The sequence below is a fragment of the Scandinavium goeteborgense genome, assembly GCF_003935895.2.
In the GTDB taxonomy this organism is placed as follows: domain Bacteria; phylum Pseudomonadota; class Gammaproteobacteria; order Enterobacterales; family Enterobacteriaceae; genus Scandinavium; species Scandinavium goeteborgense.
Genome location: NZ_CP054058.1, coordinates 1360496 through 1385312, shown reverse-complemented (window position 1 = coordinate 1385312; position 24817 = coordinate 1360496). Strand labels below are relative to the sequence as shown.

Here is a 24817-nt window from a genome sequence, read left to right as displayed (position 1 = left end):
AAAGGAAGACGACAAACAGTTTATGGTGACTCATCGTCAGCCCTATCGCGAAAAAGTGTCCCAGATGGTCAGTTGGGGGCACTGGTTTGCCCTGTTCAACATTCTGCTGGCCGCGGTTCTCGGTAGCCGCTATCTGTTTGTCGCCGACTGGCCGACGACGCTGTCGGGTCGCGTGTACTCGTACATCAGCCTCGTCGGGCATTTCAGCTTTCTGGTGTTCGCCACCTACCTGCTGATCCTCTTCCCGCTCACCTTCGTTGCCATGTCCCAGCGCCTGATGCGGTTCTTATCCGCCATCCTGGCCACCGTGGGCATGACGCTGTTGCTTATCGACAGCGAAGTCTTTACCCGCTTCCACTTGCACCTTAATCCAGTGGTGTGGGAGTTGGTGATCAACCCCGATCAGAACGAAATGGCCCGCGACTGGCAGCTTATGTTTATCAGCGTGCCGGTCATTCTGCTGATTGAGATGCTGTTCGCCACCTGGAGCTGGCAAAAGCTGCGCAGCCTTACGCGCCGCCGTCATTTTGCCCGCCCGGTCGCCTGGTTTCTGTTTACTGCCTTTATCGCCACGCATGTGATGTACATCTGGGCCGACGCGAATTTCTATCGCCCCATCACCATGCAGCGTGCGAACTTACCGCTTTCCTATCCGATGACCGCCCGTCGTTTCCTTGAGAAACACGGCCTGCTCGATGCGCAGGATTATCAGCGCCGTCTGGTAGAACAAGGCGATCCGGAAGCCGTTTCCGTGCAATATCCGCTGAGCGATTTGCGCTACCGCGATATGGGCACCGGGCAGAACGTCCTGCTGATTACGGTTGATAGCCTGAACTATTCCCGCTTTGAGAAGCAGATGCCAGCTCTGGGTAGCTTTGCACAGCAAAACCTTAACTTTACTCAGCACATGAGCGCCGGTAATGCCGCCGACAGCGGGATCTTCGGCCTGTTCTACGGGATTTCGCCAAGCTATATGGATGGCGTGCTGTCCGCCCGTGTTCCAGCGGCGTTGATTTCCGCGCTGAACCAGCAGGGTTATCAGCTGGGTCTGTTCTCCTCTGACGGATTCAGCAGCCCAATGTATCGTCAGGCGTTGCTGTCTGACTTCTCGTTGCCGCCGTCCAAATCTCAGAGCGATGCGGACACCGCCTCCCAATGGATTAACTGGCTGGGAAGCTATGCGCAGGAAGAGAACCGCTGGTTCTCCTGGATTTCGCTCAACGGAACCACCCTTGCCGACAGCCAGAAACAAGGCTTTAACCGCCGTTATGCCCGCACCGCCGGGGACGTCGATAAGCAAATTGACCGCGTACTGACCGCGCTGAAAGAATCCGGCAAGCTCGACAAAACCGTGGTGATTATCACCGCAGCACACGGCGTAGCGTTGGATAAACAAGGCGCGAATTTCGACTGGTCTCGCGAGCAACTGCAGGTTCCTCTGGTGGTTCACTGGCCGGGTACGCCAGCGCAGGAAATCACCACGCTGACCAACCATAAAGACGTGATGACCACGCTGATGCAGCGCCTGCTGCACGTCAGCACCCCAGCCAATGAATATTCTCAGGGGCAGGACTTGTTCAGCGCCACGCGCCGCCATAACTGGGTGACCGCCGCGAGCAACACTGACCTGGCGATCACCACGCCGAAGGTTACCGTCGTGCTGAATCACAACGGTAACTACCACACGTGGGATCGCGACGATGAGAAAGTGGAGAACGAGAAACCACAGCTCAGTCTGCTGCTCCAGGTGCTGACCGAAGAGAAACGTTTCATCGCTAACTGATTGATTATTTTTAAATCCGTTGGCGGAAACCCTCTTGCATCGGACGTTGAAAACGGTAGTATTATTTTTCAGCGTCGGCACGTAGCGCAGCCTGGTAGCGCATCGTCATGGGGTGGCGAGGGTCGAGAGTTCAAATCTCTCCGTGCCGACCAAAAATCATATTTTCGCTCAAAGGGCTAATCGAAAGATTGGCCTTTTTGCTTTGTGAAAACCTCTTTCCCTACCACCTTTTTCACCTTAACGCCAACCGCAAAGTTCATTAATAAACATACTGATAACTTGTCCCGACGTATCTGTCGATGCCTACTATACTCATTTGCAATCACTCCCCCCTGGCGATTTTATGCGTTATTAGGGTCGGGAATAATGAGTAAAGTAAGAGGCACCTTAATGAAAAAGAATACGTTACTTCTGACCAGCGCAATTGCGTTAGCGCTCACCGGTTTCTCAGGGGCTTACGCTTCCGACGCGCAAACCGCCACCGCACCTGTAGCCGCTAATGCCCAGCCGGCGATCCCTGCTGGAACGGTAATGACCAAAGAAGCCGCTACCGTCATCGCCAAAGATGCCTACGTATGGGGCTGGCCGCTGGTTAACGCCTATAACCGCCGTGCCTCTTTCGCCCATGCACCAGAGCCAGGTCTGAACGGCGGTATTTTGCCGGTTGCGCCAATTGGTTACGTTTCCATGCTGCACGGTTATATCTCTCCGATGCAGCGCTGGGTGGCTCACCCAAATCAGGACGTGGTATACGGCTTTGGTTATGGCGCGGTCGATGACGATCCTGTCGTGCTTCAGGTTCCTGACTTTGGCGATCGTTTCTGGGTATATGCCCTTTACGATGCGCGCAGCGATGAATTCTCTAAAATCGGTAAGCAGTACGGGACTAAACCGGGTAACTATCTGGTTGTTGGCCCTAACTGGAAAGGCAAAGTGCCTGCCGGTATCACCAAGGTTATCCATTCCCCAACTGAACTGGTGGCGATGGGGCCGCGTGTCTTTGTGAATGACGATCAGGCCGATCAGAACGCGCTGCAATCCGTGCTGAATCAGGTGGTGATTTACCCTCTGAGCAAGTACGACGGCAAGAAAAAAACCACCGACTGGAAAAATTCGCCGCACTTCCCGGCAGATAGCTCAGGTGCGACCGAAATTAAGTGGGTTGAACCGACGACGTTCTTTGACCAGCTCGCCGATGTGATGACCAAAGTGCCACCATTACCGGGTGAAGAAGCGCGCTATGCGGCAATCAACGGGATGCTGGCCGCTGCCAAAGCCGATCCGGAAATCAAGAAAGCCATTGATGCCGCTGCGGCTGAAACTGAAGAACAAGTTGTGAAGCCGATGTTCGACTTCAAAACCAACGGCCAGGCACTGCCAAACGGCTGGAACACGCCTGCCAACGGTGCTCGCTGGGGTTACGATTACATCACGCGTACCGCGACCGCAAAATCGAACATGTACGTTAACCAGCCAGAAGAAACGCGTTACTTCTTCGTCGAAGTGGATGGGAAAGGCGAGCGTCTGAACGGTGATAACAATTACACCATCACCTTCGCAAAAGGCCAAACGCCGCCGGTGAATGGCTTCTGGTCACTGACGATGTATGACCCGCAGCACTTCTTCGCCAAGAATGACACCGAGCGTTATTCCGTCGGCACCAAAAACCTGAAGAACATGACCTACAACGCCGATGGCTCTCTGACCATCTACGTTCAGCATGATTCTCCGGGTAAAGAGAAAGAAACGAACTGGCTGCCTGCGCCGAAGAGCGATTTCGAAATGACGATTCGTACCTATTGGCCGAAGGCTGAAGTGCTGAATAAAACCTGGACTCCGCCGGTTGTTGAGCAAGCGGCGAAGTAATTCAGAAAAAATGATGAACTCCCCTGCCAGCCAGGGGAGTTTTTTTCAGGGCTCCCTGAAAACAGTTCCTGCACTTTGCCATTGCGCACCACGCTTTCGCCACGGATGTCTTAAACGCTGACATTGTTACGTGGCCAGATAGAATTCAGAGGTTATCAATGAAAAAAATCAATATGTTGCTGCTGACGTCCCTCATGATGGGCTCATCCGCATACGCTGCTCAAATCGTGACGCCCGAAAATTACGCCCGGGCCGAAGTCGACCAGTCTTATCAGAACGTAGTGAAAGATGTGGGCAGTAACGCGTTCCGTCACGACCGGACGTTGATGCAGCTCGACAAACAGCCAGCCGTCACCATGAACCGCGACACCATTTATTCCTTTGGGATTTACTACGTACCCAACGGCACGACGGTTACGCTGCCGAAATCAAAAGATGGCCGCTATCAGTCCGCGATGATCATGCAGAATGATGATTTCACGGACCAGGTATTTTATGGCCCAGGCACCTTCGAGATTAAATCGAAAACCGAATTTGCCGCGATTGTGGTGCGTACTCAGGTGAATCCGAGCGATCCGCAGGACATCAATTACGTCCACGAATTGCAGGACAATATTAAAGTGAACTGGCCTGCGGGCACCAAAGTGAAGTCTTACACCCCGGTTGACTGGGATAAAGACAGCCTGATGAAACTGCGTAAGCAGTACCAGGTAGAAGCCGCGAAGCTGCCAAACTTTAACGATACCTCCGGTGCGCGCGGAAAAATCGACCCTGCTAAACTTCGCCTGAGTGCCTCGGTTGCATTGGGTCTGCTGCCCGCGGAAGACGCCGTGTACATCTATCGCGATTTCAGTCTGAAGGGCGATAAGTGTTACAAAGCCACCTACACCAAACCTGATTTCAAAGAAGGCGGTTTCTTCTCCTTCACGATGTACGGCGCGGATAAATATCTCCACGATGAAAATTCCAACCTGAACAATCGGAGCATCAAATTCGATAAAGATGGCAAATTTACCCTCTACTACGGCCCGAAACAGGTCTGTGGAGAGCAGGCCAACTGGCTGCCAACGCCGGGTGATAACTGGTATTTAGGGATGCGTATTTACCGTCCTGGCGAATCCGTCGTTAACGGTTCTTATTCCGTACCGACCCCGACAGAGGTTAAATAAGCTTTTGTTTCAGGCCGGGAATACCCGGCCCAGAAGGGAATTGTCACCCAATAAAAACAGCCAGGTTTCCCTGGCTGTTTTTATTTCTGGAACGGTATTACTTAACCACTTCGACTGTCGGGAACGTATATTTCCCATCCTGAACGTCTTTGCTCGGCCCATACATACGCATAATGATATAGGTGTCTTTTTCAGGGATTGGCAGCCAGTTAGGGTTATTCGCATCCCCTTTGGCGCTCATTTCAATGGTGTACATACCATCCGCATCCGGCTTCAGCGTGCGGTCACCGCGGCTATGACGGTTAATCGCATTCGGGGCCATCAGTTTGTTATCCACCGCGTAGGCGGTAAATGACCAGAACTGGCTGACGTCCGGCGCTTTGAAGTGCATGCGATACGTTTTACCGTTCGCGCCATTGATGTTCTGGCCATCTGCGCCTTTCACCGCCTGCATGTAAACGGACTCATCCGGCGGTAAGCCCCACTGGCCGATAAAGGTCCCTTCTGCAAACAGGTCACGCTGACCGTCCTGCAGTTCTTCGCGGGTACCCAGCAGTTTACCGGCAACCTTCATTTGAGGAGCCAGTTCAGCTAAATGCGCCATCCCCAGCTTCTCGCCGGTCTTCGCCGCAGCCAATTGGTCAGCAGTGAAGTCTTGCTTGCACGGTGCCAGGCCAACATCTTTGTACTGATCCAGCCATTTCTTATCCGCTGTGCCCATATCGCCTTCGCACAGCACGAAGTTAACACGCTGCAGCCAGTTGGTTTTTGCCGGGTCAGGATAAGTGCGTTCAGTTGCCTTTGGACCCGGCACGCCCAGATACGCGGAAAGCGTTCTGATGTTCCAGTCATCCATGTAACCCAGCGCGGTTTTGGTATCTTCTGGGCTGGTCGCCATGATTCGACCCATCAGCTTAAGGAGATCGGAGTCCACACGAATGACTTCGGTCACGCTCGGAGGCACTTCACCTTTCCACGCTTTAGACGCAAACATGAAATGGCCACCTTTATTGCCGCGGGTGCGGGAGCCAATCATCGAAGTGGTGTAATGGCCCATATCCATGGTGTGCAGCACCCAGTAACGGCCTTTGTCCATATCCGGTACGCTGACAATAACGGGCTCAGCGGCCACATCCAGCCAGCCCATCAGGTGCAGGGTGTCGTTGTTGATGGTTGGGTGCGCGGTGTATTTGTCATCCGCCAGATGACGGATATTCTGGAAACGGTTCATCGGGGTATGGGTTTCCACCGCCGTTTCATAGAAGAATTTGTAGGCCTGATCCATGGAATAACCATAGATATAAGCATCTTCGGCATGCTTATCAGGAATGGCTTGTGCAAACGCCGCGTTGCTGGCCACCATCAGAGCCAATGGAAGTAGAACTTTTTTCATCACAATTACCTTTTAAAATGTACCCTGAAAGTATAGTCATGAAGTTCAATTTCAAATGAGGCTCTTGTGCTAAAAACTCGATAAAATCATTTAGTTACACTCAAAATACGTTTATTTATAAATAAATATTGTACAAAAAGACAGCGCGCGCGCAATGTTAGCAATGTGTTATCCTCCGCGTTTCATGAATCACGCAAATTCGATCCTGATTAAGGACATCAAGAGGTTTTATGCGCATTGGAATCGCCTTCCCTATCCTGTGTTTTATCGTCGCAGTCGCTTTCCTGGCCTGGTTTATCATCGGTGGTTACGCCACGCCGGGTTCCTGATTTTCACCGGCAACTCGCTTTAGTACATACCACCACACATTATTAAAATATTGGTAAATTATACTTACCATTCATTATGGTGATGGTACGATCTGCTTGTTGCTAACTGATCAAAAGGATTAACAGTGAAAAACGCATCCAAATTTGCTGCTGCCGTACTCTCCCTCGCCTGTGTATCTGCCAGCGCCTTCGCGGCCAATACGCCGCTGGAAAAAGTGGCTCCTTATCCGCAGGCGGAAAAAGGAATGAAGCGTCAGGTTATTACGCTTCCGGAGCAGAAAGATGAGTCTGGCTACAAAGTGGAGCTGCTGATTGGTCAAACGCTGGAAGTCGATTGCAACCAGCATCGCCTGGGCGGTGAACTGGAAAGCAAAACGCTGGAAGGCTGGGGTTACGACTACTACGTCTTCGACAAAGTGACTGGCCCGGCGTCCACCATGATGGCCTGCCCGGACGGCAAGAAAACGCAGAAATTCGTGACCGCGTATCTGGGTGACGACGCGATGGTGCGCTACAACAGTAAGCTGCCGATTGTGGTATACACGCCGGAAAACATCGACGTGAAATACCGAGTCTGGAAAGCCGAAGACCGCGTGCAGAACGCCGAAAAGCGCTAATTCAGCGTTAAATAAAGCCCCGTTAATCGGGGCTTTATTATTACAGGGCGATATCCGCCACCGGTTGCAGCGCCACCAGCGGAGGTGTGAACTGCGCCTGAGGCACCGGATCGACCGGCGTTTCGGCATCGTAACGCAAGCCAAGCACTTCGCTGGTATGCGCCAGCGTCTGCTGAATGGCCAGCGGATCCCCGCTCAGACGGCTGCCGTAAGTCGGCACCACCGAGCGCAGTTTTTCCTGCCATGCGGGTGAATTCACCTTCTCTTTAAATACCTGCTCCATCAAATGCAGCATGATCGGTGCCGCCGTCGATGCGCCCGGTGACGCGCCAAGCAGCGCAGCCACGGTGCCGTGCTCGTCGCTCACCACTTCGGTACCCAAGCGCAACACGCCACCTTTGTCTTCGTCGCGTTTGATGATTTGTACGCGCTGGCCCGCCTGCCACAACCGCCAGTCGCTTTTCTTCGCTAACGGGTAGTATTCCTGTAGTGCAGCCAGACGATCTTTATCGTTCTGCATCACCTGCCCGACCAGATACTTCACCAGACTGAAGTTATCCAGCCCGACGTTAATCATCGGCATAATGTTTGATTTGTTGGTCGAGCCGAGCAAATCCCACAGCGAACCGTTTTTCAGGAACTTAGTGGAAAACGTCGCGAACGGCCCAAACAGCACCGCGCGTTTGCCATCGATAATGCGGGTATCAATGTGCGGGACCGACATCGGCGGCGCGCCCACGGAGGCCTGACCGTATACTTTCGCCAGATGATGATTCACCACATCCGGGTTTTCACACACCAGGAACTGGCCGCCGACCGGGAAGCCCGCGTACTCTTTCGCCTGTGGAATACAGGTCTGTTGCAGCAGTTTGAGTGCCGCCCCGCCCGCGCCAATAAAGATAAATTTCGCCCGGATGGTGCGACGAACTTTAGCGTTGTTGGCGTCAGAAACGGTGACCGTCCAGCTGTTATCCGCGTTGCGTTTAAAACGGCGCACTACGGTGTTGAGCTGCAACGAGAAGTTATCATGACGGCGCAGGCCGGCAATCAGCTGGCGGGTGATCTCGCCATAGTTCACATCGGTGCCGACTTCGGTCCGCGTCGCGGCAACTTTCTGCTGCGGGTCGCGCCCTTCCATCACCAGCGGTGCCCATTTCTTAATCTGTTCGGTATCTTCGGAATAACGCATGCCCTGGAACAGGGAGTTCTGCTGAAGCGCGGCATAGCGGGCGCGCAGGAAGTTGACGTTGTCTTCGCCCCACACAAAGCTCATGTGCGGTACGGTATTAATGAAGGTCTTCGGCTGTTGCAAAACGCCGCGCGTCACCTGGTGCGCCCAAAATTGACGCGAGATTTGAAAGGCTTCGTTAATCTCGATGGCTTTGTCGATGCTGACAGAACCGTCCGCTTTTTGCGGCGTGTAGTTCAGTTCCATCAGGGCGGCATGGCCGGTACCGGCGTTATTCCAGCCGTTGGAACTCTCCTCGGCGACGCTTTCCATACGTTCAACCATAGTAATAGACCAATCCGGCTCCAGTTCCTGAAGCCAGGTTCCCAGCGTGGCGCTCATGATGCCACCGCCAATCAACAACACATCCGTCTCATGCTCGGTACGGGCGTGGGTCTGGTCTGCCAGAGGTTCGGCATCGAAACCAACCGCCTGTGAGCTGCGTACGGCCATCTTTTTAGTCATCGTAATGAGCCTTACTGTACTCGCGTTTTTTGTTTTAGCGCAGGTGAAACGATTCGGGGAAATCCACGTTAGCACTGACGGTGAAAGATTTAAATATTGTTTAATCTTTAAGTTCTGTTTTGATAACTGTTATAAAAATGTTTAATAAATGTGTCACACGGATGAGTATTGGTACTGGCGAAATGTGACGCAACGCGGTAATATCGCCCGTTTTGTGACATACAGCACATCCAGTGCTTATGATTAACCGGTCATCCATAACCTTACTTTCTCTATGCCTGATACCTCTTCATCGTTAACGACTGCTGAACAACATGCGCTCTCCACCATCGTGCGCTCACCTGCCCTGCTGCTGCGCGAGTCGCTGGCGGGGGTGATCACTGCGCTGGCGCTGATTCCGGAAGTGATTTCTTTTTCGGTGATTGCGGGCGTTGACCCGAAAGTGAGCCTGATTGCCTCAGTGGTACTGTGTCTGGCGATGTCGTTCCTCGGCGGGCGTCCCGCGATGGTGACGGCGGCGGCGGGTTCGGTGGCGCTGGTCATCGGCCCGATGGTGCACCAGCACGGCGTGGCGTACATCCTGCCTGCGGTGGTGATGGCGGGCGTGATTCAAATTTTGTTTGGTGTGCTCGGCATGGCGAGGCTGATGCGATTCATCCCGCAGGCGGTGATGACCGGCTTCGTGAATGCGCTCGGTATTCTTATTTTCTTTGCCCAGGTGCCGCATTTTTGGAGCAAAGAGCCACTGATTCTGGCGCTGTTTGCCGCCACGCTACTGATTGTGCTGTGGCTGCCGCGGGTGATTAAAAGCGTGCCGTCGCCGCTGATCGCTATCGTTATTTTGACGTTGTACACCGTCTACAGCGGCCAGACTCTGCCGACCGTCGGGGATGAAGGTTCGATGTCCGGTGGTTTGCCAGGGCTGACCCAACTGCTGGTGCCGCTGAATCTGCAAACATTACAGATAATCTGGCCCTGTGCGCTGAGTATCGCCTTTGTCGGACTGATGGAATCGCTGTTGACGGCAAAACTGGTGGATGACTTAACCGCCACGCCGTCAAACAAAGCGCGTGAAAGCGCCGGGCTAGGTATCGCCAATATCATGGCAGGCTTTTTCGGCGGAATTGCCGGGTGCGCGATGATCGGTCAGACCATCGTCAACGTGGAAATGGGTAAGGGCCGCAGCCGCCTGTCTACCGTGGTGGCAGGCCTGGTGTTGCTGTTACTGGTGACCGGGCTAAGCAACGTGATGGCGAAAATTCCCATGGCGGTGCTCGCCGGGATCATGGCGATTGTGGCGTTCAAAACCTTTAGCTGGCACAGCATTCAGCCAACAACCCTGAAGCAAACGCCGTGGTCGGTCACGCTAGTGATGCTGGTCACCGTCGCGGCGACCGTCAGCACCGGCAATCTGGCCATTGGTGTGCTGGCCGGGATTGTGGCGCTGGTGTTGATTCCAAAGCATATCCGCCGCCATCACGCGGCTAAAGCAGAAACACCGTCGCCAGACCCAGAAAAATAAAGAAGCCGCCAGTGTCGGTGATCGCGGTGATCATCACACTGGAGCCTACCGCCGGATCGCGGCCGAATTTGGTCATGATCATCGGGATCAGCACTCCCATCAACGACGCCACCAGCAGGTTGAGCACCATCGCCAGCATCATCACACCGCCAAGCTGCGGGTCGTCGTACAGCCACCACGTCACTCCGCCCATAATGCCGCCCCACACCAGGCCGTTAATCAGCGCTACGCCCATTTCACGCAGGATCAGGAACGAGAAGTTGCCCGGCTGAATATGCTGGAGCGCCAGCGCGCGAACGATCATGGTGATGGTCTGGTTGCCGGTGTTGCCACCGATCCCCGCCACGATCGGCATCAGCGAGGCCAGCGCCACCAGTTGGGAAATGGTGTGTTCGAAGCTATCAATCACCCTTGAGGCGATAAACGCGGTACACAGATTGACCGCCAGCCACGCCCAGCGCGTTTTCACCGCTTTGCTGACCGGGGCGAACACGTCCTGATCGTTACTCAGGCCGCTCATCTGGCGAATATCGTTGTCGGTTTCTTCGTACACCACGTCAACAATCTCATCGATGGTCAGACGCCCGAGCAGTTTGCCTTCGGCGTCAATCACCGCGGCGCTCAGCAAGTCATCACGTTCAAAGGTACGCGCGACTTTTTCGGCATCTTCTTCTGGATGAAAAGTAACGGGCTCCGCTTCCATCACGTCGTTTACCCGACGCTGCGCCGGATTGAGCAAAATGGTTTGCAATTCCAGTTCGCCAAGCAGCGTTTTATCGCGCGAGGTGACGAACAGTTTGTCGGTGTTCTCCGGCATTTTTCCCAGCCGACGCAGATAGCGCTGCACCACGCCCAGCGTGACGTCCGGGCGAATAGTGATCACCTCGAATTCCATGATCGCACCCACGCTGTCGTGGGCGTAATTCATCACCTGGCGTACGCGGTCGCGTTCGGCTGGCGCAAGCGTCGCCAACAGACGACCGGTTAAATTGCGGGGAAGGTGCTGAACCAGATAGATTTTTTCATCGATATCGAGAGTTTCCAGCGCATCAAGCAGCGCTTTGTCGCTCATCCCTTCGATCAGGTCTTCATACACGCCTTCGGACGCTTCGAGCAGCACGTTGCCGCGCTTGCTGTCTTCCACCAGACCCCAAAGCGCATGACGTTCATCGGTCGGCAGCGCCTCCAGCGTATCCGCCAGATCGGGCGCAGGCAGGTGCGCCACCAGCGCCCCCACTTCGGCAATATCATCCCCCAGTTGCCCTTCGTCATACTGTTCTGCCAGCGTCAGTTTGTTGGTTAGCGCGGACGTAATGGCTTTATCGGTGGTCAGCAGCCAGATAAGTCGGGCACGTTCCTGGTCACGCAGTCGGGCGCTGTTTTTATGAAACACGGACATCGGTTGGCAATCCTTGAACGGGGGGCGATTTTCCAGCCTCTAAGCATAGCGCGACTGAATGTAAAAAATAATAAACTCGTGGCTGGATGCGGGAAAAGTAGGCAAACGCCCCTAAAAAGGGGCGTGAGAAAATTAGGCGGTGCGTGCGACGGCGTCCCGGGAAGCAGCATCGCGCTCTTCTCCGGTCAGCTCGCTGAGTTTGCCGTTGCGCATTTCGAGCAGGCGGTCGGCGTGAATGAAGTAGTGATCGTCATGGCTGATGGCGAACACCGTTTTGCCCATCTCCTGCATCAGCGGCAGCAGAACCTGATAAAACTCGCGGCGGAAATGGGGGTCCTGATCGGCGGCCCATTCATCCAGCAGAATGATGTCACGTTCTTCGGCCAGCGCCAGCAGCAGCGCGACGCGCTTTTTCTGCCCTTTTGACAGCTTCAGGTCAAGAATTTTACCGTTCTCAAGCTTCAGCTTATGACCCATTTTCAGCTGTTCCAGCCACTTGTCGATAAGCGCCTGATTTGCCTGATGCCCTTCCGGGCCGAGCAGTTGGTCGAACAGCCACACGTCGGTAAACACCGCTGAGAACAGCTTGCGATAATCTTCCGGTTTATCCACCGCCAGCGGCTGACCGTCGAGCAGGATCTGCCCGGAAACCGGTTGATAGAGCCCGGTGAGCAGCATCGCCAGCGTTGATTTCCCGCTACCGTTGCCGCCAATCAGAAACACCAGTTCGCCGCGATTTAGCGTCAGGTTAATCGGCCCGACGGCAAAAGTGTTGTCCTGATAATGGAATTCCACGTCACGCAGTTCCAGCGTCTGCCAGTGCGGATGGGCTTCCGGCTTTGGAAACTCTGCGCGATACGGCGCCAGCGAAAAAGTGTTGAGCTTTTTAAACGCGACCTGGGCGCTGAGCAGCGTCGGCAGCGCGCCGACGGCAGAAAGCAGCGGCGTGCGCAGGAACAGCAGCGTCAGTGAATAGGTCGCGGCGACGTTAGTGTCTGCCCAACCGAGGCTGTTCGCCATCCAGAACACGAGGCCAATCGCCCCGAGCATCATGATATTCGACCAGTTCACGGCGCTTAAATGGAAGGTGTCGGCGCGAATGATGTGGTGGCGGTACTCTTTTGCATCAGGAATATACAGGGTGTTGAAGATGTGCTCCGCGCGCTCGCGGTTGAGGGTCAGTTCTTTGCGCCCTTCCAGCACGGTTTGATAATCATGGTACAACTTGTCTTCCGTCTCGCGCAGGGTCGCCATGTGTTTGTACACTCGCGCCACCAGCACGAAGCCGCCCCAGATAGTCAGCGCCATCCAGAACGCGGTGATCACCAGCATTTTACCGGACAGGAAGAACAGATACGCCGCCGAACCGAAGGTCAGGATGATACCCTGCACCAGCTCCGGCAAACGCACGAAGGCGATAGTAATGGCGCGAACATCGCTGGTCAGCCCGGCGAGCAGCGCGGCACTGCCCAGCTTTTCAACCCGCTCAATTTGGGTGTCGAGAATACGTTTGATGAATTCACTGCGCAGGCGATAGACGAAGTGATGGCCGAGCACGGTTAATGCCAGCTGCGAACCGAGGGTGACGGCCATGAGCAGCGCGAGCAGGCCGAGAAATTCCGGAAGCACCGCCAGGGATGCATCGACACTTTCGATCAGGCGCAGGTTAATAAAGGCAATCAGGCCAATACCGAGCGCGGCGCTCAGCAGGCTCAGCGCCATGACGGCGATGAAAGGCCAGCGGTACTGCCGCCAGACCAGAAGAAGAAGCTGCATAAAAACGATTCCGGACGACCAAAACAGCCAGCAGTTTAAACGGCTCGCGTTCTACATCAAGAATAATTCTTATTTTTATTGCTGTTTCAGGTATGGCGGAAAGTAAGATTAAAACGGAACGCGCCGGTTGCCGGATGATAGCCCTCTTTAAGCGGCTGAATGCCATGATAAAACAGCCGCGATTCGCCGCCCCACACCACCACATCGCCATGTTCCAGCAGTACACGCTGCAAGGGATCGTTGCGCTTCAGGCCGCCGAACTGAAATACCGCAGGCAAGCCCAGCGAGACAGAAACAATCGGCGCGCGTTGGTCCTTTTCATCTTTATCCTGATGCAGCGAGAGCTTGGCCCCCGGCGCATAGCGGTTGATGAGACAGGCGTCCGGCTGAAAATCGGCATAGCCCGCTTCCCGCGCACATGCCTGCGCCAGCGCCAAAAAAGCGGCGGGCATGGCAGGCCAGCGTTGCCCGGTTTGTGGATCGACGGTGGCATACAAATAACCGTGCTGATTTGTCGTCCAGCCGACGAGCCCACAGTTGGTCATCGCCACCGACATGGTGTAACCGCCGGGCGTGACCATTTGCCGGAAAGGAGAAAGAGCCGCCACCCGATGGGTTTCGGCGAGCAGTTCTTCGGCATTGGCCAGCGCGCGGCGACGTAAAATAACCGCCCCCGGCGCGAGTGGTTCCTGCCACGGCGGTGTATCGGCAAACAAATCCAGCATCGTTATCTCTCCTGTCCCGCTTCACGGCGCAGTAAGGCCGTTTTTCGCGCTTCGCCCCAACGATAGCCAGACAGCGCCCCACTCTGTCGCACCACGCGATGACAAGGTACAATCAGCGCCAGTTTATTGGCCGCACAGGCATTCGCCACGGCACGCACCGCTTTCGGTTTGCCAATGCTGTCGGCCACCTGCTGATAGCTGCGGGTTTCACCTGCCGGAATATCACGCAGCGCATGCCACACTGCCTGTTGAAACGCCGTCCCGCGGATATCCAGCGGTAGCGAAACCGTTGTCCGCTGCCCGTCTAACAGGGCAATAACCTGCGCGACCTGCTGACGGAATCCGTCATCGGCTTCTTCCCGCTGGGCATGGGGGAACATCAGCTCAAGTTCGGCAATCAACGTTTCATCATTATCGCCGGGCAGAACGGCACAAATACCGCGGGTACTGGCGGCCACCAGGCAACGTCCGAGCAGGCACGACTGAAGCGTGTAGTGCACACGCAGGTCATCACCGCCGCGACGGAACTGACGCGCCGTCATGCCAAGCGTGTCGTCGGCATGACGATAGAAACTGCTGCTACCAGGAAAACCGGCGGCCAGAACGGCGTCGGTGACGGTTGGGCTTTCTTTCAGTGCGTCACGCAGCGTTTTCGCCCGCCAGGCCTGCTGCCAGGCGCGGGGCGTCATGCCGGTTACGGATTTAAACAGACGATGGAAATGATACGGACTGACAGCGACTTCCCGCGCAAGTTCATCGAGCGTCAGGGTGCGCTCTTGTTCCAGCAATCGACACGCCTGGGCGACTTTATCTATACGCTGTTGTTGTGGGTCTGCTTTGTCAGGTTGGCAGCGCTTGCAGGCCCGAAAACCCGCGGCCTCGGCGGCGCTGACATTCGGGTAGAAACGGACGTTTTGGCGTAGAGCGTGGCGCGCCCGACAGGACGGACGGCAGTAGATCCCGGTGGTCAGTACCGCAAAAACAAACTGACCATCGGCAGCCAAATCTCTGTCGAGGACCGCCTGCCAGCGGACCTCATCATTAATAGCAGCATTATGTTTCATACAGTCTCCGGCTCTCTATTTAGGGTAGCCTGAGTCTGGCGCAGAAGGCAGCGAAAAAAACCGCCATTCTTGCTTTTTAATTTTTGCCGCTGACCAGGAAGGTTTCGAACTGCGGTGACATCCAGGTTTTGAAGCCGTCGCCGTCTTTGATAATCATGTAGACCGCCAGCCCCTGCTCGCGCACGACCTCTTTGGCTTTCTCCGGACCGAGCACCATCAGCCCCGTGTCCCAGCCGTCGGCTTCCAGCGCGGTCGGCGATATCACCGTCACCGACACCAGTTTATGCTGGATGGGCGCCCCGGTTTGCGGGTCGATAACGTGGGAAATGCGTTTGCCGTCAAGCTCGTAATAGTTGCGATAACTGCCTGAGGTGCTGATGCCGTGGCCGTTGATATCGACAATCGCCTGCACCGCATTTTCTTTGTCTGTCGGTTTCTGAATCGCCACACGCCACGGATGCCCTTCGGCATTCATGCCGCGGCTCGACAGCGCACCGCCCACGGAAACCAGGTAACGGGCGATGCCTTCCTGTTCCATTAAGCGCGCCAGATGATCGGCGGCATAGCCTTCGCCTACGGTCGAGAGATCAACATACAGATCGGGAATATCTTTTTGTAAGTACTGGCTGCCAGACTGATTAATGACCGTCAGATGTTTCAGACCGGTACGCATTCTTGCGGTGTCAATTTGCGCCTGATCCGGCGTTTTCACTGGCTGTTTGTCCGGACCAAAGCCCCACAGATTCACCAGCGGCCCGACGGTAATGTCCATGGCACCCTGAGTTTTCGCGCCGATACGCAGTGATTCGGTGACGATATCCGCCATCGCTTCGCTGACCGGCCACGGTGCAGTACTGGTAGAGTGGTTGAATCGCATCAGCGCGGAGTCGTTTTTCCACGTGGACAGCAGCTGATCGTCGGCGTCCAGCTGGTTTTGTACCTTTTGGCGCAGAGCCTCTGCTTTGCTACTGTCGAGATTAATGACGCTGACCCGCCAGAATGTCCCCATGGTCTTGCCTTCAAGGACGGTGGCAGGCGCTTTTTGCGCAGGTGGTGTTGGCGTGCTGTTATCGCAGCCGGAAATAACGAGAGCGACGGCCATCAGTGCCGCGCGGAAATAAGTGAAATCCATACGTAATGCCCCTCATGTTTGCGCGCAAGGGTACACCAATCAACGTAAACAAGGGATAAAAAAAGGGTCCCGAAGGACCCTTTTTTACTGATTAGCAGTCGATTAGAACTGGTAAACCAGACCCAGTGCAACGATGTCATCGGTAGAGATGCCAGCGTTACGGGTGAAGTTGTTTTCGTCCAGCAGGTTGATTTTGTAGTCAACGTAGGTGGACATGTTTTTGTTGAAGTAGTAAGTCGCGCCAACATCAACATATTTCAGGACGTCCTGGTCGCCGTAACCATTCTCGATGTCCTTACCTTTAGACTGCAGGTAAGCCACGGATGGACGCAGACCGAAGTCGAACTGGTACTGAGCAACCATTTCGAAGTTCTGAGCTTTGTTCGCCCAGCCCAGGGAACCGATGCGGGTTGCATTGTAAGTCTGGGTGTACTGAGCTGCCAGGTAGACGTTGTTCGCGTCATATTTCAGGCCGCCAGTGTAGGTTTCAGCGCGATCGCCTTCACCGTAAACAATGCCATTTGCACCAGTAAATGCATCGTTCTGATCGGTAGTACGTTTGGAGCTGGACATTGCAGCACCCAGACCGAAGCCTTCGCCCAGATCATAAGTTACGGAACCGCCGACGCCGTCGCCGTTCTGTTTCAGAGCACCACGGCCGTTGGCAGTTGCGCCTTCGCCGCTGATGCTGCCGTTTTTACCCTGGTACTGTACAGCGAAGTTCAGACCGTCAACCAGACCGAAGAAGTCGGTGTTACGGTAAGTCGCGTAGCCGTTACCACGCTGCTGCATGAAGTTGTCAGAACCGTAGGTGTCGCCGCCGAATTCTGGCAGGACGTCGGTCCATGAAGTTACGTCGTAAACAACACCGTAGTTACGACCGTAGTCGAAAGAACCGGCATCTTTAACACGAATACCCGCGAAACCAACACGAGTCCATGCTTGATCAGAAGAACCTTCTACGTTGTTCGCCTGAACGTTGTATTCCCACTGGCCGTAACCGGTGATCTGGTCGTTAACCTGAGTTTCGCCTTTGAAGCCCAGACGAATGTAAGACTGGTCGCCGTCAGCGCCCTTGTCGTCAGAGAAATAGTGCAGGCCGTCTACTTTACCGTACAGATCTAATTTGTTGCCGTCTTTGTTATAAATTTCAGCCGCATTTGCTGCGCCCGCTACCAGCAGTGCTGGTACCAGGAGGGACAGTACTTTAACTTTCATTTTATTAACCCTCTGTTATATGCCTTTTTTATGCCACTGCTTACTGATTAACCCTCTAATCAGTCGGCAACCCATTGTGCTGCAAAATCCAGAAATATCCAACAAGAAAATGATACGAGAACTTTTAAGGTGTTTCAAATTACCCACTAGATGTTTCAATATGTAAATTTCACGGAACTTTTTCATGCCACGAAATGCCAAAAAATATAGCACCAAAAATCAAAATTAATAAAATAATCAATGAAATCAATAGAATTCACGCAATAATCCGTATAGCACTGAATGACAAAACAAATTCCTCAACGATCTCTAAAATAATCAACGCTATCATCATTAACTTTATTTATTACCGTCATTCAGTTCTGAATGTCTGTTTACTCATATTTCTACCGGGTGCTTCGCATCCGGTTTTTTTTTACCTTTCTTTACGCAAATTAATAGCCGTGTGCTACCCACTCGAAATCATAACGACTATTAAGTAATCACCCCCACTGGAAAAATTCCCCTTAGGCACTACGGGTTAAATAATCTCTTGTTATTTAGTGCTATTCTTATAGATCTCAGCGTAAATATTTGTACAGAAAATGTAACCATGTACATCCCTGTGAGACAACTGTGCAGATTGTTCACAAAGTCAACAACCGGCCTGAGAATGTGGAAATTGGCGCATTACCCTTTATACTGCCTGCTGGAGTTGCCGTGACTAAACCCAGCAGAAAACCGGCAACAGGTTTTCGCCAAAGGCAGCAGACCCGCTTTCAACGCATTTTATTTGGTGCAGTCATCATGGATTACACACACGAATGAGTCATTCCGACCCGACTATCTCCAACAAGTTTTCCCTTATTCCAGGGAGCATTAACCGTTTCTTTCTGCTGCTGATTGTCGTGCTGTTGGTGACAATGGGCGTGATGATCCAGAGTGCGGTGAATGCCTGGCTGAAGGATAAAAGCTATCAGATTGTCGATATGACGCATTCCATCCATAAACGCATCGATACCTGGCGCTACGCCACCTGGCAGATTTACGACAACATCGCCGCGTCCGCGACGCCAACCTCAGGCGGTGATGGCCTTCAGGAAACCCGCCTGAAGCAGGACGTGTATTACCTCGAGAAACCACGTCGTAAAACAGAAGCGCTGATTTTCGGCTCCCACGATGGCGCTACCCTCGACATGACGCAAAAAATGTCGAACTACCTCGATACGCTGTGGGGGGCTGAAACCGTTCCATGGTCGATGTACTACCTCAACGGCCAGGATAATAGCCTGATCCTTATTTCTACCCTGCCGCTGAAAGACCTGTCCGCGGGTTTTAAAGAGTCTACGGTGGGCAGCATTGTCGATTCACGCCGCGCAGAAATGCTCCAGCAGGCCAATACGCTGGATGAACGCGAAACCTTCTCGGCTCTGCGCCGCCTCGCCTGGCAGAACGGCCACTACTTTACGCTGCGAACGACCTTCAACCAGCCGGGTCATCTGGCCACCGTCGTGGCTTTCGACTTACCGATTAACGATCTGCTCCCGCCGGGCATGGCGCTGGACAGTTTCCGCCTTGAGCCGGACCCTAAACAGAAAAATCTGCGCAATCAGGACAAAGAAGCCGCTGACAGCGTGAGCATCAATTTCAACAGCTCGCGCATTGAGATTGCCTCATCGGTCAATTCCACCGGCATGCGCCTGGTGTGGCAGGTACCATTCGGTACGCTGCTGCTCGATACCTTGCAAAACATTTTGCTGCCGCTGCTGTTGAACATCGGCCTGCTGGCATTGGCGCTGTTTGGCTATAACACCTTCCGTCATTATTCCGGTCGCCGCCAGACGGAAAACGCCACGCCTGGCTCCGCCAACAATGAACTGCGGGTGCTGAAAGCGATTAATGAAGAGATTGTCTCAGTGCTGCCGCTGGGGCTACTGGTGCATGACCAGGAATCGAATCGCACGGTTATCAGTAACAAAATTGCCGATCACCTGCTGCCGCACCTGAATCTGCAAAATATCACCAGCATGGCCGACCAGCATCAGGGCGTCATTCAGGCGACGATCAATAACGAACTGTACGAAATACGCCAGTTCCGCAGCCAGGTGGCGCCGCGCACGCAAATCTTCATTATTCGCGATCAAGATAAAGAAGTGCTGGTGAACAAAAAGCTTAAACAGGCCCAGCGTCTGTATGAGAAAAACCAGCATGGTCGCATCGCTTTTATGCAGAACATTGGCGAAGCGCTGAAGCAACCGGTGAAAGCGCTGGCCGAAGACGCCGCGGCACTGAAGGGTGATGAAAATCAGAAACTCGCTCAACACGCCGATACGGTGGTGCGTCTGGTCGACGAGATCCAACTGGCGAATATGCTGGAAGGCGATGGCTGGAAAGGACAATCCGCGCTGTTCTCGATTCAGGATTTGATCGACGAAGTGGTGCCGGAAGTTTTACCGGTGATTAAGCGTAAAGGCCTGCAGCTGTTGATCAACAACCATCTGGCGGCCAGCGAACAGCGTCATGGCGATCGCGAAGCGCTCAAGCGAATCCTGCTGCTGCTTATCCAGTACGCGGTCACGACCACTCAAATCGGCAAAGTGACGCTTGAAGTCGGCAAAGATGAATCTGCGGAAGACCGACTGACCTTCCGTATTCTGGATACCGGCAACGGCGTGTCGAACAGTGAAATCGACAATCTTCACTTCCCGTTCCTGAACGACACTCAGGAAGACCGATTCGGCAAAGCCAACGCCCTCACCTTCTGGCTGTGCGACCAACTGGCGCGTAAGCTTGGCGGCCATCTGAATATTAAAGCCCGCGAATCGCTGGGTACGCGTTACTCGCTGCACGTCAAAATGGCACCGCGTGAAGAAGAAGCGGAATCGGAAGAGAAGCTGCTCGACGACGTCATTGCGATGATCGATATTACGTCCAATGAAGTGCGCAGCGTGGTCGTTCGACAGCTGGAAAACTGGGGCGCGAGCTGCATTTCCCCGGATGAGCGCCTGACAAGTCAAGAATATGATCTGTTTTTAACTGATAATCCGTCTAATCTTACTGCGCTTGGCTTGCTTTTAAGCGATGATGAGGCCGGTATTCGTAAGATTGGTCCAGGTCAGCTACGGGTCAACTTCAATATCAGTAATGCCATGCAGGAAGCAGTGCTACAACTTATAGAAGAACAACTCGCACAGGGAGAGTTGCTGGGAACACCCGCGGGTGTAAATGAAAACGCCGAGCTCCATGCCAGCGGTTATTATGCGCTGTTTGTTGATACGGTACCGGAAGATGTTAAGAGGTTGTATACTGAGTCAGCAACAACTGACTTTGCTGCGCTGGCACAGACAGCTCACCGCCTGAAAGGGGTGTTTGCCATGCTCAATCTGGTACCCGGCAAGCAGTTATGTGAAACGCTGGAGCATCTCATTCGTGAGAAGGATGCACCCGGCACAGAAAAATATATCAGCGACATTGACGCCTACGTCAAAAGCTTGATGTAGCAAGGTAGCCTAATACATGAACAATATGAACGTTATTATTGCCGATGATCACCCGATTGTACTGTTCGGTATTCGCAAATCACTTGAGCAAATCGAGTGGGTGAATGTCGTCGGCGAATTTGAAGACTCCACTGCACTTATCAATAATCTGCCAAAACTTGACGCCCATGTGCTGATTACCGATCTCTCCATGCCTGGAGACAAATACGGTGATGGCATTACGCTGATCAAATACATCAAACGTCATTTCCCGGCTATTTCGATTATTGTTCTGACCATGAACAATAACCCGGCCATTCTGAGTGCCGTTCTGGATCTGGATATTGAAGGGATTGTCCTGAAACAGGGTGCACCGACCGATCTGCCAAAAGCCCTCGCGGCGCTGCAGAAAGGGAAGAAATTTACCCCGGAAAGCGTTGCTCGCCTGCTGGAAAAAATCAGCGCGGGCGGTTACGGTGACAAACGTCTGTCACCGAAAGAAAGTGAAGTGCTGCGTCTGTTCGCAGAAGGTTTCCTGGTAACCGAAATTGCCAAAAAGCTGAACCGCAGCATCAAAACCATCAGTAGCCAGAAGAAGTCGGCGATGATGAAACTGGGCGTGGAAAACGATATCGCCCTGCTGAACTATCTGTCTTCCGTTACGCTGAGCGCGGTCGACAAAGACTAAGCTGTTCATCCCCCGGTGCCCGCCGGGGGAATCTTACTCTCACTCTACTCTCTTGCCTTTCTGACCCGCGCCGCGTACACCGCCAGCGTCTGCTTAATCACATCCAGCGTCACCGGTTTCGACAGACAGCTATCCATACCGGATTCCAGACAACGCTGCTTCTCTTCCGCCAGCGCATTCGCCGTCACGCCCACCACCGGCAGCGTTAAGCCCAGCTGACGGATCCGTTGCGTCAGACGATAACCGTCCATATTTGGCATGTTGACGTCGCTGAGCACGATATCAATATGGTTTTTGCTGAGCACGTTCAGCGCATCGACACCGTCATTGGCGGTTTTGCACTGATAGCCAAGGGATCCGAGCTGATCGGCTAGCAGACGACGGTTGATAGGATGATCGTCGACCACCAGAATCATCATGTCATCGTTGGCCTCGGCAGTGTTTTCCGCCGACGGCAGCGCCCCGCCGTTTTCAGCCATTTCGACTTCAATACTGTAAATTCGGCCCAGCAGCGCCAGCAGTTCATGCGGCGATGCTACGCTGTGGATCCACTCGCCCGGCGCACGTTCCAGCGGAATACCGATATGACGACGGCAGAATATAATCGCCCCGCGCCCGGCCCACGGCTGGGCCAGCTCATCGTCGGATATCAGCATATCGTCAGCCTGTGGCGTCTGGCCCTCATAGCGCAGCACTTCCACGCCGAGGCGCGACAACAGGGATTCGACAAACTGCGACAGCGACGCATTACGCACCGCCAGCCAGCAGCGTTTGCCGGACAGGCCATCAATGGCGGCTGGGTTCAGGTTTTGCGCGCCATACAGCGGAATACGAATGGTGAACTGGCTGCCCATACCCGGCTCGGTATCCACCGAAATGTCGCCGTCCATCATGTTGATGAGCTTCTCACAAATCGCCAGTCCTAGCCCGGTGCCCTGGAAATTACGCTGCACGCCGGTGCCGACCTGGAAGAATGGGTCAAACAGACGGACCACTTCTTTCGCCGGAATCCCTACCCCGGTATCGCGCACGCTAATGCTGAGATAGTCCTCGTCGCGGCGCAGATGCAGAATAATGCAGCCAACGTCGGTGAACTTAATCGCATTGCTTAGCAGGTTGGAAATCACCTGCTGCAAGCGCATCGGGTCACCCGCCATCTGCTGTGGCACATCGGGTTCAACGAAGCAGTACAGTCCAAGTTGTTTACGCACCACCAGCGGTAGATAGTTGGCGGTAATGTGGCTCATTACCTCGCGCGGCGAGAATTCGCGCGGTTCGATTTTCAGCTGCTCCGACTCAATCTTCGAGAAATCGAGAATGTCGCTGATAATTTTCAGCAGCAGGCTGGAAGAGTTATTCATCGCCGTAACCAGTCGGTCAACGCCCTTCGGCAGCTCTTTCGTTTGCAGCAGGTCGAGGTTACCGATAATGCCGTACAAAGGAGTGCGCAGCTCGTGGCTGACGGTGGCAAGGAACATGGATTTCGACTGGCTTGCCTGCTCGGCGGCCTGCGCCATTTCCTGCAATGACTCTTCCATCTTCACACGCGACGACACGTCCACCAGCACGCAAATCGCCACGTTTTCATTGCGATAGCGCGAATGCACAAAGCTGATTTGCAGATTGGTATTGTTGCTGGTGAGCACATCGACAAAGTTAACCTGCTGGCCGCAGATAATCTGTGTCAGCCGCTGTCGGTCTTCGTGGGTCAACATATTCAGATAGTTATGCGCCAGCTCGTTACTCAGGATGTTGGTCCCGTCCTGCGTACGCAAAATACAGATCCCAACCGGGGCAGACGCCACGATTTTACGGTTGAACTGCTCGTGCTCTTCCAGACGCTGCGCATCGGCTTCGGCAGGCAGGAAAATCCGGCGCTCGTACATTCGCGCCATAGTAAACAGCGCCACGCCGGTCAGAATATTCAGCAGCACGGCGTTGAGGATAAGCATTCTTATCCGCTCAAGAACTAAATCCACCGGTACCGAGTAGACAATACTCAGCGAAGATGGCGGCAGGGTTTTCTTCAGCACCAGCTCGTGGAAGCCCGACGTGTAGCCAAACCAGGCGCGCTCCTGCATCCAGTGCGGGTCGATTTTGAGTTTGCTTTCGCCGCCGGTGAGAGAAATCAACGGCTTGCCACTTTCATCCAGAATGGTCACGCCCATCTGCATACTGCCCGGCGTGAAGAAGTTTTCCATGCGGATAGTTTGTTCAATGCCGAGCAGCGCCTGCAGGCGGTTGGCGAGATACACCGGTGTCAACGCATAGAAATAGCCCACGCCCGGACGCGGGCCCTGGCTAATCCAGAACAGGTTATTGCCGCGCTCGTCCTGCGGGGCATTGCGGTATTTCATGATCCGCTCATGCAGGATTTTCAGCGCCTGCTCATGTTCCATCGGCATATCGCGCAGGCCAAAGTTAGCCATACAGAGATTGTCGCTGCCAATCAGGAACACGCGGTTAAGATCGTAAGCCGCAGAGAAATTGTCGCGCCAGTAGCGCATAAACCACGCCAGCGACTCCAACGAGCCGCGCCAGCTACTGCTCAGTGCGCCGCAGTCGGAATCCTGGAACAGCGGCTCAAATTCGGGTACTTCGGTATCGTCTTTCGCCGTGCGTGAGGACATCACGCCGTTTTCCACGCTCAGTCGATTTTCAGCAATGTACTTCAGCTCTTTCATCACATCTGACGTGCGCTGAATATAGCGCTGGGCCTGATCGTAGCTGAGGTTAAATTCCTGACGGATCTCCGCCTCTTTGTTGTGCAGTGCATTCACAATGTAGAACGCCGAGACACAGGCAATCAGCAGCCAGAGCAACAGCGCCAGCGCCCGGAAAAGGTAGCGGGAGACTTTCAGAGTCGTGCGAAAAGAGACGAGGTATTTCAACGTTTGGCCGTGTACATGCAAAAAGATGGGATTAAGGTAGCGGTAAATCTCTACCCTCGCAACGTTCAAAGAAAAAGGGCCAGTTTTCACTGGC

17 protein-coding genes and 1 tRNA gene are annotated in these 24817 nt (G+C 54.0%); 9 read left to right on the top strand and 9 right to left on the bottom strand.

What is annotated here, in order from left to right:
- Positions 1 to 22: 22 nt before the first annotated feature.
- The 4 genes from yejM to A8O29_RS07340 all read left to right on the top strand — a co-directional run bounded on the left by yejM (position 23) and on the right by A8O29_RS07340 (position 4818).
- On the top strand, positions 23 to 1783 hold the full coding sequence (gene yejM, locus A8O29_RS07355) for an LPS biosynthesis-modulating metalloenzyme YejM (protein ID WP_125353644.1): 1761 nt from the start codon (positions 23 to 25) through the stop codon (positions 1781 to 1783).
- 75 nt (positions 1784 to 1858) lie between these two features.
- Positions 1859 to 1935, top strand: a tRNA-Pro gene (locus A8O29_RS07350).
- Between the two features lie 238 nt (positions 1936 to 2173).
- Positions 2174 to 3649: a DUF1254 domain-containing protein gene (locus A8O29_RS07345; RefSeq protein ID WP_125353645.1), complete on the top strand. Its 1476-nt coding sequence runs from the start codon at positions 2174 to 2176 to the stop codon at positions 3647 to 3649.
- 158 nt (positions 3650 to 3807) lie between these two features.
- Complete coding sequence (locus A8O29_RS07340) at positions 3808 to 4818, top strand: DUF1214 domain-containing protein (RefSeq protein WP_125353646.1); 1011 nt, start codon at positions 3808 to 3810, stop codon at positions 4816 to 4818.
- Between the two features lie 97 nt (positions 4819 to 4915).
- On the opposite strand, the gene A8O29_RS07335 is transcribed toward A8O29_RS07340, so the two are convergent.
- Positions 4916 to 6211 (bottom strand): DUF1254 domain-containing protein, encoded by a 1296-nt coding sequence (locus tag A8O29_RS07335; protein ID WP_125353647.1) that lies wholly within the window; start codon positions 6209 to 6211, stop codon positions 4916 to 4918.
- Positions 6212 to 6441: 230 nt separating this feature from the next.
- Between A8O29_RS07335 and A8O29_RS07330 the strand changes: the two genes are divergently transcribed.
- Together A8O29_RS07330 and eco are read left to right on the top strand one after the other, a co-directional pair.
- Positions 6442 to 6540 carry a YoaK family small membrane protein gene (locus A8O29_RS07330; protein WP_146220051.1) on the top strand — a complete coding sequence of 33 codons (99 nt, stop codon included), beginning with the start codon at positions 6442 to 6444 and terminating at the stop codon, positions 6538 to 6540.
- Between the two features lie 125 nt (positions 6541 to 6665).
- Positions 6666 to 7157 carry a serine protease inhibitor ecotin gene (gene eco / locus A8O29_RS07325; RefSeq protein ID WP_125353648.1) on the top strand — a complete coding sequence of 164 codons (492 nt, stop codon included), beginning with the start codon at positions 6666 to 6668 and terminating at the stop codon, positions 7155 to 7157.
- 40 nt (positions 7158 to 7197) lie between these two features.
- Here eco and mqo read toward each other — a convergent pair whose 3' ends face one another.
- Positions 7198 to 8850, bottom strand: a complete 1653-nt coding sequence (mqo, locus tag A8O29_RS07320) for a malate dehydrogenase (quinone) (protein WP_125353649.1) — start codon at positions 8848 to 8850, stop codon at positions 7198 to 7200.
- Positions 8851 to 9124: 274 nt separating this feature from the next.
- Here mqo and A8O29_RS07315 point away from each other — a divergent pair, with 274 nt between their 5' ends.
- Complete coding sequence (locus tag A8O29_RS07315; RefSeq protein WP_125353650.1) at positions 9125 to 10372, top strand: SulP family inorganic anion transporter; 1248 nt, start codon at positions 9125 to 9127, stop codon at positions 10370 to 10372.
- On the opposite strand, the gene mgtE is transcribed toward A8O29_RS07315, so the two are convergent.
- The 6 genes from mgtE to A8O29_RS07285 form a co-directional block, all read right to left on the bottom strand.
- The gene (mgtE, locus tag A8O29_RS07310; RefSeq protein WP_125353651.1) at positions 10335 to 11771 is read right to left on the bottom strand and encodes a magnesium transporter; all 1437 of its coding nucleotides are present in this window, start codon (positions 11769 to 11771) and stop codon (positions 10335 to 10337) included. The two genes, A8O29_RS07315 and mgtE, sit on opposite strands and share 38 nt — an antisense overlap.
- A gap of 132 nt (positions 11772 to 11903) precedes the next feature.
- Positions 11904 to 13547 carry a multidrug ABC transporter permease/ATP-binding protein gene (locus A8O29_RS07305; protein WP_125353652.1) on the bottom strand — a complete coding sequence of 548 codons (1644 nt, stop codon included), beginning with the start codon at positions 13545 to 13547 and terminating at the stop codon, positions 11904 to 11906.
- 86 nt (positions 13548 to 13633) lie between these two features.
- Positions 13634 to 14272 (bottom strand): DNA oxidative demethylase AlkB, encoded by a 639-nt coding sequence (alkB, locus tag A8O29_RS07300; RefSeq protein WP_125353653.1) that lies wholly within the window; start codon positions 14270 to 14272, stop codon positions 13634 to 13636.
- 2 nt (positions 14273 to 14274) lie between these two features.
- Positions 14275 to 15336, bottom strand: a complete 1062-nt coding sequence (ada, locus tag A8O29_RS07295) for a bifunctional DNA-binding transcriptional regulator/O6-methylguanine-DNA methyltransferase Ada (protein WP_125353654.1) — start codon at positions 15334 to 15336, stop codon at positions 14275 to 14277.
- A gap of 76 nt (positions 15337 to 15412) precedes the next feature.
- A complete protein-coding gene (apbE, locus tag A8O29_RS07290; RefSeq protein ID WP_125353655.1) occupies positions 15413 to 16468 on the bottom strand; it encodes an FAD:protein FMN transferase ApbE in 1056 nt (351 codons plus the stop codon).
- A gap of 102 nt (positions 16469 to 16570) precedes the next feature.
- A complete protein-coding gene (locus tag A8O29_RS07285) occupies positions 16571 to 17686 on the bottom strand; it encodes a porin OmpC (protein WP_125353656.1) in 1116 nt (371 codons plus the stop codon).
- Positions 17687 to 18489: 803 nt separating this feature from the next.
- On the opposite strand from A8O29_RS07285, the gene rcsD reads away from it, so the two are divergent.
- The gene (gene rcsD / locus A8O29_RS07280; RefSeq protein ID WP_125353657.1) at positions 18490 to 21165 is read left to right on the top strand and encodes a phosphotransferase RcsD; all 2676 of its coding nucleotides are present in this window, start codon (positions 18490 to 18492) and stop codon (positions 21163 to 21165) included.
- Positions 21166 to 21181: 16 nt separating this feature from the next.
- Complete coding sequence (rcsB, locus tag A8O29_RS07275; protein ID WP_125353658.1) at positions 21182 to 21832, top strand: response regulator transcription factor RcsB; 651 nt, start codon at positions 21182 to 21184, stop codon at positions 21830 to 21832.
- A gap of 44 nt (positions 21833 to 21876) precedes the next feature.
- On the opposite strand, the gene rcsC is transcribed toward rcsB, so the two are convergent.
- A complete protein-coding gene (gene rcsC / locus A8O29_RS07270; protein WP_125353659.1) occupies positions 21877 to 24723 on the bottom strand; it encodes a two-component system sensor histidine kinase RcsC in 2847 nt (948 codons plus the stop codon).
- Between the last annotated feature and the right edge of the window lie 94 nt (positions 24724 to 24817).

Excerpts from the sequence above, each read along its gene's own strand:
- yejM (WP_125353644.1), top strand. The coding sequence starts at position 23 with ATGGTGACTCATCGTCAGCCCTATCGCGAAAAAGTGTCCCAGATGGTC.
- A8O29_RS07345 (WP_125353645.1), top strand. The coding sequence starts at position 2,174 with ATGAAAAAGAATACGTTACTTCTGACCAGCGCAATTGCGTTAGCGCTC.
- A8O29_RS07340 (WP_125353646.1), top strand. The coding sequence starts at position 3,808 with ATGAAAAAAATCAATATGTTGCTGCTGACGTCCCTCATGATGGGCTCA.
- A8O29_RS07335 (WP_125353647.1), bottom strand. The coding sequence starts at position 6,211 with ATGAAAAAAGTTCTACTTCCATTGGCTCTGATGGTGGCCAGCAACGCG.
- A8O29_RS07330 (WP_146220051.1), top strand. The coding sequence starts at position 6,442 with ATGCGCATTGGAATCGCCTTCCCTATCCTGTGTTTTATCGTCGCAGTC.
- mqo (WP_125353649.1), bottom strand. The coding sequence starts at position 8,850 with ATGACTAAAAAGATGGCCGTACGCAGCTCACAGGCGGTTGGTTTCGAT.
- A8O29_RS07315 (WP_125353650.1), top strand. The coding sequence starts at position 9,125 with ATGCCTGATACCTCTTCATCGTTAACGACTGCTGAACAACATGCGCTC.
- mgtE (WP_125353651.1), bottom strand. The coding sequence starts at position 11,771 with ATGTCCGTGTTTCATAAAAACAGCGCCCGACTGCGTGACCAGGAACGT.
- A8O29_RS07305 (WP_125353652.1), bottom strand. The coding sequence starts at position 13,547 with ATGCAGCTTCTTCTTCTGGTCTGGCGGCAGTACCGCTGGCCTTTCATC.
- alkB (WP_125353653.1), bottom strand. The coding sequence starts at position 14,272 with ATGCTGGATTTGTTTGCCGATACACCGCCGTGGCAGGAACCACTCGCG.
- ada (WP_125353654.1), bottom strand. The coding sequence starts at position 15,336 with ATGAAACATAATGCTGCTATTAATGATGAGGTCCGCTGGCAGGCGGTC.
- apbE (WP_125353655.1), bottom strand. The coding sequence starts at position 16,468 with ATGGATTTCACTTATTTCCGCGCGGCACTGATGGCCGTCGCTCTCGTT.
- A8O29_RS07285 (WP_125353656.1), bottom strand. The coding sequence starts at position 17,686 with ATGAAAGTTAAAGTACTGTCCCTCCTGGTACCAGCACTGCTGGTAGCG.
- rcsD (WP_125353657.1), top strand. The coding sequence starts at position 18,490 with ATGAGTCATTCCGACCCGACTATCTCCAACAAGTTTTCCCTTATTCCA.
- rcsB (WP_125353658.1), top strand. The coding sequence starts at position 21,182 with ATGAACAATATGAACGTTATTATTGCCGATGATCACCCGATTGTACTG.